Here is a 10,345-nt window from a genome sequence, read left to right as displayed (position 1 = left end):
ACAAGCGGGAGATTATGGCCGACGAGAAGCTTCAGGCGGTGTTTGGAGGCAAGAACAAGGTCAGCATGTTTGAGATGAACAAGTACCTCGCGCAGCATCTCAACTGAAATGCAGTACGCGGCGAGTTCTGCACGACTCTGCGGGCAGCGAATCCGTGGGCCTGTAGCTAAACCATTCGTCTCAATTGAGCGGCGTGAAGGCGGTCGCGAACCGCTGCTTGGCGCAGGTAGCGAGCCGCTGACCGCAGGCGGTTTGCCTCAGCCATTCGATGCTGATCTTCCAGTTTTCTGGTCTTAAGCTCAAGCCTCGCCACAGCACGCTCCCGACAGGCAGCCCAGTGCTCAAGGGCATGCGCGTGCTGGAGGAGTTCTAGGGGATGGCAGACCTCGATCATCTGCGCACCAATCATGTGCATTCCAAGCAGAGACAACTTATATGCGGTTATATCTGAACAGGGGCTGATGGGACTCCTATCCTCCTGAAAGCAGATGCAGCGAGAGCAGCCCTGCACCGAACGATGATTACTCGCAATGATCGGCAGTGGTGCAAAGGCGTCTGGCATCGTGGAGTAATGATGTCTCACTCAGCTTTTCCATCCTTTCGCTTCCCTAATTGACGGATGAGGGAGGCAAGCTCGTCCGGAAGCGCCTCTTCGAGTGCCACTGGGTGCTGAACTTGCAACCATCGTCCAACCTCGGCAGCAAGCTCGGCTGGCGTCAGCGCGTCTCGGAAAGGGTTGTTCGTTCCTAAAAGGCTCCGGGACTGCTCAGCATCACGCTCGCCATCGTCTGGTGTGTCCGCAGCCATCACAATCATCCGGCTGCCCCAAACCCTTGGAACTGTTCATCTGGTTGTTGGAAACAACTCGCCGCAGCAGGTCTAGTTTCCGCGAAACAGTTTACATAGGTTAAGAAAAGTGGGAACGTGGCCGCCAACTAGGTGCTGGTCATTTAGAGCATCTCTGCGGCTCTAAGCCCAACAGAGCGCTCCGATCATCCTCAGTTGTCATCATAGGTGCAGTCCAAGCGCGAGTACCGGTGCGGTTTTCGAGGTGAGGTGTTCCATGGCGCACAAGTTCCAGGTTGGCCAGACGGTTCTCCCAGCCCACCCCAGGGGAGCCAATCCCAGCACCTACGTGATCATGCAAGTGCTACCCGAGACCTCGCACGAGCGCCAATACCGGATCAGGGCGCTATCCAGCGCAACTGAGTGCATCGTCGGCGAGACGCAGATCAGGGCGCTGAAAACAGAGCCGAGCCTTTCATGAAGTTGCGGCTCTGGTGAGGGATGTGCCATGCCTGTAGACATGTGTCCGACGCCGAGCGGTCATGAAATCGCTTCGGCACGTGAACTGTTCGCTCGTATTCTGAATTGGACAGCCGTCATGGTCGCCATCGGCTTGTGCTGGTGGGCTGCCGCCGTATTGCTCTAGGCTGATCGCCAAACGGAGCACGGGGCCAAACGTTTATGCTGCTTGATCTGGATCGAGAGCAATTGGGCGTTCTCAGGCGCCCCCTCGAAGCGCGAGTGCGGGACATGCACACGCACTTGGGAGGTGACCCTGGTGATGAGGGCTTCCGGCGCGAAGTGACCCTCGCGACACAGCTTCTGCGGCAGGTCGAGGCCCTGGAGCGACGTGCTGGCCATCGTGCTTGGGACATCGGACGCAGTGAATCACTACCTGAAGATGACGAGACCTAAGTGGACGCCCTTCTGTTGACGGACCTGCCTCTCGGGGGCTTCCCACGATTACCAACTTGATCCCGACCATCAAACGGGTCACGCATGAGCAGGATGTTCCTCGACCAGGGTTCCTATCAGGCGCAGCAATTCCTGTTGCTCGGGACCCTCCCCGCGCTTCAGGAAGGAGGCGATGTCCTCATGCTCCACGTGTCCACCAGACGCAGCGTTGGCCTCGTGATGGATGAACAGAGCCCCTGACGCGTCCCGGATCAGATACCAGCGATCACCGCTAGAGCTTTCATAGAGCTTTCGTGCCTTCTTCATGGGGGCTCCTGTCGGATCGACACAGCGCGTTCACAGCAAGGTAATTCGGCAAATTACTCATCAGACCGGGTGGATGGGACATGGACACGGACCTGATCCCAACCGCAATCTTCATCGGCAATGTCTCAGACATTCACAGACGCTCCACCTCGCTGCGTTAGATGCTGCGAGGCCCACATGGCAGCCTGCGTGCGATTGGCTGCCCCGATCTTGCGCAGGATGGCTTTGACGTGGACTTTGATGGTGGCTTCGGTGATCTCCAGCTTGCGAGCGATGAGCTTGTTGGGTGCTCCTTCGCGCAGGCAACTCAGGATTTGCATCTCCCGCGCTGAGAGCTTGCAAGCCTTCAGGTCAGACAAGCATCCCCCTGCCACGCTGTTGTCCTGGAATGGCTGGTCTTGCTTCTGGGGAGCCTCATCCATGATTGCGCGGAGAACCGCAAAGGGTAGAATGCTCTCGCCCACCATGACCAGTTCCAAAGACTTGATCAGTGTCTCTGGAGCAGTGGCTGTCAGACAGAAGCCGTTCACCCCTGCCTCATGTCCCAGCCGCACGAAGCCGAGGTCGAACTGATCCGCCAAGGCTATAATGCGAGCTTGAGGAGCCAGCCCCCTTACTTGCCTAATCACCTCAAGCATGTGACTGGTGTTCTGACCAGCTTCGATAAGGACCAGGGCAAGCTCCGAGACAATATCATGGACCACAGCCGGAATGGCGGACGAAGTTGTCTCAGCAGGGGCAAACGGCGTTCCCCGCAGGATGTCTTGAAGCCCAATCCGCAGAAGGGCGTTGTCGCAGACCAACACCGTCGTGACGGTTGGCTCCGAATGATCTGGCTGATGGGCCGCCCCAGGCACCTGAGCAGCGACATATGCGATCACTTGCGCGGCCATGTTCGCCCTCCCTCTTTCTCTATGGAAATTTAACAAAAATCAAAAGAGAGTGGAACGTCTGTCTGTCGGATAAGCGACAAAACTCAAGAATAAAGCCTCTCAAACTGCAAGTTCCAGCATTTACGGGTAAATTGTCTTAGCAGTAGGTGGCTTTGTCTTAGCTATAGGACTGCCCCGCGGACGAAATCTGTGTCTTTCCTCCATCTCTCGGCATCACTTTGGTGAGCGCAGTTGCCACTTATGCTATGATGATCTTGTTCCTCGCGGCCAGGGAGGAAAGCCATGCGCCCGCGAAGCCCACTCAGCAAGGTCCTGATCCGAGCCCTGTCTTGATGAACCCGCTGATCCGCAAGCTCAGCAACTACATCAAGCTATCAGAGGCTGATGAGCGAATCTTGGAAGGACTGTCACAAACGCCGACGCATATTGCGGCGCACACTGATCTCATCCGAGAGGACGCATCCCCAGACGGGGTCTACCTGATTCTGAGTGGCTGGGCCTGCCGCTACAAGGCGCTGCCCGATGGCAAGCGGCAGATCATGGCCTACTTCATCCCTGGTGATTTGTGCGACCAGCGCATCTTTGTCCTGAAGCGAATGGATCATTCCATCAGCACTCTCACGCCCGCTACCGTGGTGGTGATCTCGGCAGAGACAATGATCGACCTTACCAGCCATCATCCTTGCATAGCGCGGGCGCTGTGGTGGAGCACTTTGGTGGACGAGGCGATCACGCGCGAATGGGTGGTCAACGTCGGCCAGCGCAAAGCCTTCGAGCGGGTCGCGCATCTGCTCTGTGAGATGTTCGTGCGGCTGCGGGCTGTCGGGCTTGCGGAGGCATTGAGCTTTGAGTTCCCGGTCACCCAGACCGACTTAGCCGACACGGTGGGGCTGACCCTTGTTCATACCAATCGCATGCTCCAGGAGCTTCGCGCCGAGGGGCTGATCGCCTGGAAAGGGAAGCACCTGACCATCCTCGACTTCGACCGCCTCACAGACCTGTCCATGTTCAACCCGAACTATCTGCACCTGGAGTTCGAAGGAAGCAGATCGACAAGATAGGTTAGATGAAATCCCTGAAGATCACGTATCTTCATATCATGTCGCAGTGGTCACTGTCCCCAAGCATGCTCAAGGCTGCTTTTCCGGTGTGCCACTCCACGCTGTCGTGGGCGGTTTTCGCCTCTCAGCCGGGAACGAGAAACTCATTCCTCGGGCTGTCGAACGAATGAGGGAGTTTGGCCTCGAGGTATAGCTACTCCCACACCTACTCCACTAAACTGCACCGACAGACCCATACTGAGTCCTCTATCCCAAGTTCAACCTGAGCATTCCAATGCAAGTGCGTTAGTGAGATGATGTCGTCATGAGCACATCACCTCCACCAGTGCTGGATGCCTCCGGCCGTCGCCTCTCCATTGCTGATCGAGCGGACGAGACTGCCATCCTCAGCTTGGCACGTACTTTTCACGCAGAAGATGGCCATCCCTTAAGCGATCAAGGTGAGCGTGCTCTCAAGCACCTTTTGACTGACCAGAGTCACGGCCTCGTGTTCAAGATTGAGGGTACTTCCAGTGTCATCGGCTATGCCGTTCTATGCTTTGGCTACTCAGTTGAACTCGGCTGGCGTGACGTATTCTTGGACGACTTTTACATCATTCCCTCTGAACGGGGCCACGGTCTCGGGCACTCCGTCATGGATGCGCTGGTTGGCTTCGCGCGGGAGGCGGGGTTCGCCGCCGTTCATCTTGAGGTCATGGCAGGGAATCGCGCTGAGGTCTTTTATCGACGCCTTGGGTTCAAGGACCGAGGCAGCACCTTTCTCACACTGCGATTATAGCATCGCTGGTTCAGTTCGGTAGGGCAGCGGAGAGTCGTCTTGCACGAGTTCGCTGTTACCCCGGCCCTCTCTTAAGCTGCCGACAACCACTCCCGCAACTTCGTCCAACGCTTCTTCATCTGCCCGCCTCTGACTGCCATGGCGACAGCTTTCTTCTGTCCCACCAACACGACCAGACGCTTGCCTCGGGTCACACCGGTATAGAGTAGGTTGCGGGCCAGCATCGTGAAGTGCTGCGTCACGACTGGAATGATCACGGCGGGATACTCCGAGCCCTGCGACTTGTGGATGGTCGTCGCGTACGCAGGCACCAGCGTATCGAGTTCACCGAACGGATAGGATACTTCCCGCCCGTCGAAGGAGGCGATCAGAGCCCCCTCCTCGTCGTCGATCCGGACCACCATGCCAAGGTCGCCATTGAACACCTCCCGGTCGTAATCGTTCTGTGTCTCCATTACACGATCACCGGGTGAGAAACGCCAGCCAAACCGTTCCACCTTCGCGGGAGGGTTGGGGTTGAGCACCTCCTGAAGCTGGATATTAAGGTTGCGGGCTCCGAGCACACCCCGGTTCATCGGGCAGAGCACCTGGATGTCCTTCATCGGATCAAGCCCGAACCGGCGCGGCATGCGCTCCTTGATCATTTGGATGATCTTCGGCACACCTTCGTCGGGTTCGGTGATCTCCACGAAGTAGAAATCACTGTCCTCGCCAGTCTTCGGCGGTTCGGGCATCTGACCTTTGTTGATCCGGTGAGCATTCACGACAATCCGGCTTTCCGCTGCCTGCCGGAAAACCTCGGTCAGACGCGCCACCGGAATGCGCTCCGAGGCGATGATATCGGCCAGCACCTGCCCCGAGCCAACAGAGGGTAACTGATCTACGTCACCCACCAGCAGAAAGCCCGCATGTGCCGGAATAGCCTTTGTGAGCGCGTTCATCAGCGGCACGTCCACCATGGAGGTCTCGTCTACCACCAGCAGATCGCAGTCGAGCGGGTTCTCCTCGTTGCGCAAGAAGCCGCCGTGTTTCGGGTCGATCTCCAGCAGGCGGTGGATGGTCTTCGCCTCCAGACCAGTCTGCTCGGCCATGCGCTTCGCCGCGCGTCCTGTCGGAGCGGCCAAGGCAACCCGGACGCCTTTGGCGACGAGCAGGCGCAAAATCGTGTCGAGCAGGGTCGTCTTGCCGACACCAGGGCCACCGGTCACCACAGCTACCTTCGAGCCGATCACCAGCTTCAGAGCCTCGCGTTGTGAAGTCGCTAGGGTCTTGCCGGTGCGGGTCTCCACCCAAGGAATTGCCTTGTCGATGTCAATCTCAGGCCAGGGCAGCGGACCAGACGACCGCTCGATGAGACGGGAGGCGATAGCCTGCTCGGCGAGATGCAGCCCCTTGAGGAACAGGCAGGTCTCGTCGCCGATTGTGTCCGAGACCACCTCCCCTTTCGCAAGCTCTTCGGATATTGCCGAGCGGATCAGGACTGCCTCTACCTCAAGCAGTTGTTCCGCCAGCCGCGTAAGCGCCTCGACCGGCAGCGCGCAATGGCCCTCGTCGGTGGCCGTCTGGAGGGCGAACGAAACGCCTGCCCGGATGCGCTGAGGCGCGGTCTTTTCCATGCCGAGCTTGGCCGCAATGGCATCCGCTGTCCGGAAGCCGATCCCGCGTACGTCCTTAGCCAATCGGTATGGGTCCTCGGTCATGACTTGAACGGACTCATAGCCGTAAGTCTTGAAGATGCGCACCGCCCGTGCCGTGCCGACCCCATGGGCGTGGAGGAAGATCATAATCTCCCGCACCGCCTTCTGCTCGGCCCAGCCCGCCACGATCTTCGAGGCGCGCCAGGGGCCAATACCCTGCACCTCAGTCAGTCGCTCCGGACTCGCTTCGATGATCTCGAAGGTGTCCACCCCAAAGGCCGCGACGATGCGCTTGGCCATGGCCGGTCCGATGCCGCGCATCTGACCCGAGGCGAGATACTTCTCAATGCCCTCTGCTCCGGTCGGCGGCGTGGTTTTGAGCACCTCGGCCTTGAACTGAAGGCCATGGTCTCGGTCGCTGATCCACAGGCCGCTGGCGGTGATCCATTCGCCTGCGGATACAGTGGGTGTATGGCCCACGACTGTTACAAAGTCACGCTTACCGCGCGTATGCACCTTCAGGACGGCAAAGCCATTGTCCGCATTGTGGAAGGTGACGCGCTCGACCGAGCCCGCGAGGGTCTCCAAGACAGGTCTTTGATCGCCCTGTGCGGGTCTGAACATCTGATTCATGGTGCCTGCTGGGAGGGATTCCCAGCCTCTTCGACTTTAACGCTGGATGGTGCTGCTGACGAGGTGGAGCTTCTCCGCCCCCATCCCCACCAAGCCTGTCAGAACCGACCTCTCGGACGGCTCGCAGCAAACTCGAAGGAAGATGCAGGAGGTCAAAGCGTGACTTGACCCTGATGTATGTTCTATGTTTGTTCTTTTCGAGGCATAGATCAAGAGAGGCCCACCAGATCATGATTCGCACCGGCTCAGACCGAAAGCTCACCGAACCCGGCGAGGCCGAGCAACAGGCAAAGGACATGAAGCGACTGCTCGCGAAAGCTGAGCAGCAGATCAGAAAGCTACAAGAGAAGATCGCCGATCAGAAGCAGCAGATTCGTGAGTTCCAGGCCCAGGCCAAACACGAGGATGGCCTTGCCGCCGAGCGTGAGGAACTCAAAGCTGAGATCGCGGACCTGAAGGGTGAGATCAGGGAACTGACCCGCGCCAATTGGGAGCATGTGGAGAAAATCGAGGCGTTCCGGGCTGAGAACGCGGGCCTGAAGGCTAAAGCGAAGGTCCAGTCGTCGAGCAGAGTGGGCACCCAGACAGACCTCCGGGGATCACCAAAGCCTTTGCTATTCTGATGATCGAGAGGCAAGCTCGTCTACGGTACTCCCGGCATCGCTCCTGGATCGTTGCCCCGCGAGCGTCCATATGGAAGGCATGGTGAAAGCATCAAAGCCTAATCCAGGCAAATCGCGAGGCAGGCGCAAAGCACCTGAGCCAACCAGCACTCGGCTGCCGATCCGCATCAGCGTGGACCGAGAGGCCCTGCACGCCCTCGACAAACGAGCCATCGCCGCCCAGGCCGGGATCGGGATCGTCGCAGGCTGGCTGGCAAGCTGGCTTGTGGGCGGCTCCGGTCTTCTTCAGTACGTGATTACCGGGCTGGCTGGATCGCTCGTTGGCGGATTTGTTCTGGAACGTCTTGGAATTGATCTCGGCATTCGCAACCAGACCGCCAGCCGGATTGTCACCGCAACCATAGGGGCGCTGATCGTCGTCCTCCTCGCCCGCATCATCGGCTGACGGATATCGACTCTCACGACGTTCATCCACATAACTTCATGCCATGATGAGCTTGGGGGCAGCAACCAGATGAACATCTTTGTACTCACCGGGGCGGGCGTATCCGCCGAGAGCGGCCTGGGCACCTTTCGGGACAAGGATGGTCTGTGGTCCCGCTTTGATCCGATGAAGCTCGCCACTCCAGAGGCATTCGCCCACGATCCTGATCAGGTCCATGCCTTCTACAACATGCGCCGCCAGAACCTTCTATCGGCGGAGCCTAACGCTGCGCACCGGGCGCTTGCCCGCCTGGAAGCCGGTTTGGCAGAGCGCGGTGGCAGCCTGTTTCTGTGTACGCAGAACATCGACGATCTCCACGAGCGGGCTGGAGCGAAACGAGTGCTCCATATGCACGGAGAATTGCTCAAAGCCCGTTGCACAGCCTGTGGCGACACGATGCTATGGCATGAGGACTTGAGTGTCGCCGCCCCCTTCCCGTCCTGCCGCCATTCTGGAGGCTTGAGACCTCATGTGGTCTGGTTTGGCGAGATGCCGTTGGAAATGGATGCGATCTATGACGCTCTGCTCGGGGCCAACCTGTTCGTCGCCATCGGCACATCGGGGTCGGTCTACCCAGCAGCAGGCTTCGTGTCCGAGGCGCGAGGGCACGGCATCCGGACATGCGAGATCAACTTGGAACCCTCAGACAACGCCAGACAGTTCGACGAGCGGCGGTATGGTGAAGCAAGCGAGGTTGTCCCGGTCTGGGTCGAGCAGGTACTCTCGCAAAAAATTTGAGCGACTAAGCCGGGTTTACCGCTCCTCGCCCACCTCATCCCAAATAGTAGAACCGTCACGTTGGCGCACGGCCTGACGAGGGGCATAGTCCTGCTCTCTCGTTCTACGTTCGGCGGAGGTGATCATGTCCAGCCTTCTTGTCCATGTCACGTGCGGGCCTGAAAACCCGACTAAGGCAACCCTCGCCTTTTTCGTCGCGGCAGCGGCAGTCGAGGCAGGGCATGAAGTCCATGTCTTCCTGGCAGGGGATGCGGTCCAACTCCTGCGCGAGCCCGTGCGGAACGCCCTGGTGGGGCTCGGCACAGGTGCGCTGAATGAACACTATTTGAAGATCATCGCGGGAGGCGGTCGTCTCTACCTCTCAGGCGGGTCCTGCGCTGCACGGGGTGTGACCGATGAGGACCTCCAAGGTGTTCCTTATGAGAAGGGAGCCCCGCCGACCTTGGTTCGGCTGGTGATGGAGTGCGACCGGAACATCGTCTACTGACCCGGTGAGCACACGAGCCAAATGGAGGCCCCAATGCCATACGCCGTTTCCATAGCATTCCTCGACGACTTTGCGTCGGCGTGGAATCGGCATGACACGGATGCGATCCTCTCGATGATGACCGAGGACTGCATCTTCGAAGCCAGCCGGGGACCTGATGTGAACGGAACGGTCTACAGAGGCCGAGACGCAGTTCGACACGGGATTGAGGAGGTCTTTGCTACCTTTCCGGACGCCCGATGGAATGGTCCCAGGCATTTCATTGCTGGGGATCGCGGCATCTCAGAGTGGGTCTTCACGGGAACTGGGCCGGATGGCGCTCGCGTAGAAGTCCAGGGCTGCGATGTCTTCACGTTCCAAGACGGGAAGATCGCAGTGAAGAACTCGTACCGGAAACAGCGCACCGGCTGATCCCGGAATTTCCCTTGTCCAGCATCGCAGCACCGATACGTTTGTTGGCGATTGTGCTGCTAGGGAGAGCACAGGCATGGACGACGCCGCTGATCTTCGAAGCCTCTGGTTCCTCAACACCCATGTCACCATTCGGGTCTCTGCACGGGATGGATCGGATGGCATCTCGGTTCTTGAGCACCATGCCCGACAAGGGGACTCGCCGCCCCTGCACATCCATCATGATGAGGACGAAATCTTCCACGTCCTTGAGGGCGAGGTGCGCTACCGGGTTGGAGATCAGGAGCGCCGTGCCCGTGCCGGGGAGACGCTGCTGACGCCGAAGGGGATTCCCCACACCTACAGGGTGGAATCGGCTGAGGCCCGGACGCTCACCATCACGCGAGGCGAGTTCGAGACTTTCATCCGTTCTTTTGGCCGTCCTGCCGAACGGCACGGGCTGCCCGATCCGTCTGGTCCGCCCACACCCGAGCAAGCCGAGGCCCTCGCCCGCACCTGCCGTCAGTTTGGCATCGAACTCGTCGGTCCGCCTTTATCGTAAGATGCAATGAGGCTCGGCCTACGGCTCTAGTCTCAATAGTACAGCCGTCAAG

Annotated in this window: 13 protein-coding genes; 10 read left to right on the top strand and 3 right to left on the bottom strand. The window is 59.0% G+C overall.

The features are described from left to right. Positions 1–107 (top strand): SWIB/MDM2 domain-containing protein (locus tag NF876_RS23925; protein ID WP_262270961.1); only part of this gene is annotated, 107 nt, incomplete at its 5' end. A 956-nt stretch (positions 108–1,063) separates the two neighbouring features. Further along, positions 1,064–1,267, top strand: coding sequence for a hypothetical protein (locus tag NF876_RS23920; RefSeq protein ID WP_262266049.1), 204 nt, complete (start codon positions 1,064–1,066; stop codon positions 1,265–1,267). A gap of 512 nt (positions 1,268–1,779) precedes the next feature. Here the strand turns inward: NF876_RS23920 and NF876_RS23915 are convergent. Then, positions 1,780–2,007 carry a hypothetical protein gene (locus tag NF876_RS23915; protein ID WP_262266048.1) on the bottom strand — a complete coding sequence of 76 codons (228 nt, stop codon included), beginning with the start codon at positions 2,005–2,007 and terminating at the stop codon, positions 1,780–1,782. A 125-nt stretch (positions 2,008–2,132) separates the two neighbouring features. Continuing rightward, complete coding sequence (locus tag NF876_RS23910; RefSeq protein WP_262266047.1) at positions 2,133–2,900, bottom strand: LuxR C-terminal-related transcriptional regulator; 768 nt, start codon at positions 2,898–2,900, stop codon at positions 2,133–2,135. A gap of 332 nt (positions 2,901–3,232) precedes the next feature. Between NF876_RS23910 and NF876_RS23905 the strand changes: the two genes are divergently transcribed. Together NF876_RS23905 and NF876_RS23900 are read left to right on the top strand one after the other, a co-directional pair. Next, positions 3,233–3,961: a Crp/Fnr family transcriptional regulator gene (locus NF876_RS23905; protein ID WP_262266046.1), complete on the top strand. Its 729-nt coding sequence runs from the start codon at positions 3,233–3,235 to the stop codon at positions 3,959–3,961. A 304-nt stretch (positions 3,962–4,265) separates the two neighbouring features. Further along, positions 4,266–4,739: a GNAT family N-acetyltransferase gene (locus NF876_RS23900; RefSeq protein ID WP_262266044.1), complete on the top strand. Its 474-nt coding sequence runs from the start codon at positions 4,266–4,268 to the stop codon at positions 4,737–4,739. Positions 4,740–4,810: 71 nt separating this feature from the next. Here the strand turns inward: NF876_RS23900 and recD2 are convergent, their stop codons facing one another. Further along, entirely contained in the window at positions 4,811–7,009 is a 2,199-nt protein-coding gene (recD2, locus tag NF876_RS23895; RefSeq protein WP_262266043.1) for an SF1B family DNA helicase RecD2, read from the bottom strand. A 230-nt stretch (positions 7,010–7,239) separates the two neighbouring features. Between recD2 and NF876_RS23890 the strand changes: the two genes are divergently transcribed. The 6 genes from NF876_RS23890 to NF876_RS23865 all read left to right on the top strand — a co-directional run bounded on the left by NF876_RS23890 (position 7,240) and on the right by NF876_RS23865 (position 10,293). Then, entirely contained in the window at positions 7,240–7,632 is a 393-nt protein-coding gene (locus NF876_RS23890; protein WP_262266042.1) for a hypothetical protein, read from the top strand. Positions 7,633–7,702: 70 nt separating this feature from the next. Beyond that, positions 7,703–8,077: a GlsB/YeaQ/YmgE family stress response membrane protein gene (locus tag NF876_RS43200; protein WP_315974884.1), complete on the top strand. Its 375-nt coding sequence runs from the start codon at positions 7,703–7,705 to the stop codon at positions 8,075–8,077. Positions 8,078–8,146: 69 nt separating this feature from the next. Next, positions 8,147–8,854: an NAD-dependent deacylase gene (locus NF876_RS23880; protein WP_262266041.1), complete on the top strand. Its 708-nt coding sequence runs from the start codon at positions 8,147–8,149 to the stop codon at positions 8,852–8,854. 124 nt (positions 8,855–8,978) lie between these two features. Continuing rightward, positions 8,979–9,341 carry a DsrE family protein gene (locus NF876_RS23875; RefSeq protein ID WP_262266040.1) on the top strand — a complete coding sequence of 121 codons (363 nt, stop codon included), beginning with the start codon at positions 8,979–8,981 and terminating at the stop codon, positions 9,339–9,341. A 33-nt stretch (positions 9,342–9,374) separates the two neighbouring features. Beyond that, positions 9,375–9,752, top strand: a complete 378-nt coding sequence (locus NF876_RS23870) for a nuclear transport factor 2 family protein (RefSeq protein ID WP_262266039.1) — start codon at positions 9,375–9,377, stop codon at positions 9,750–9,752. A gap of 76 nt (positions 9,753–9,828) precedes the next feature. Next, a complete protein-coding gene (locus tag NF876_RS23865; RefSeq protein ID WP_262266038.1) occupies positions 9,829–10,293 on the top strand; it encodes a cupin domain-containing protein in 465 nt (154 codons plus the stop codon). Positions 10,294–10,345 lie beyond the last annotated feature (52 nt).

It is taken from the genome of Microvirga yunnanensis, from assembly GCF_025460875.1.
The sequence above is the reverse complement of the archived record's forward strand: the minus strand, read 5'-3'. Positions and strand labels throughout refer to the sequence as shown.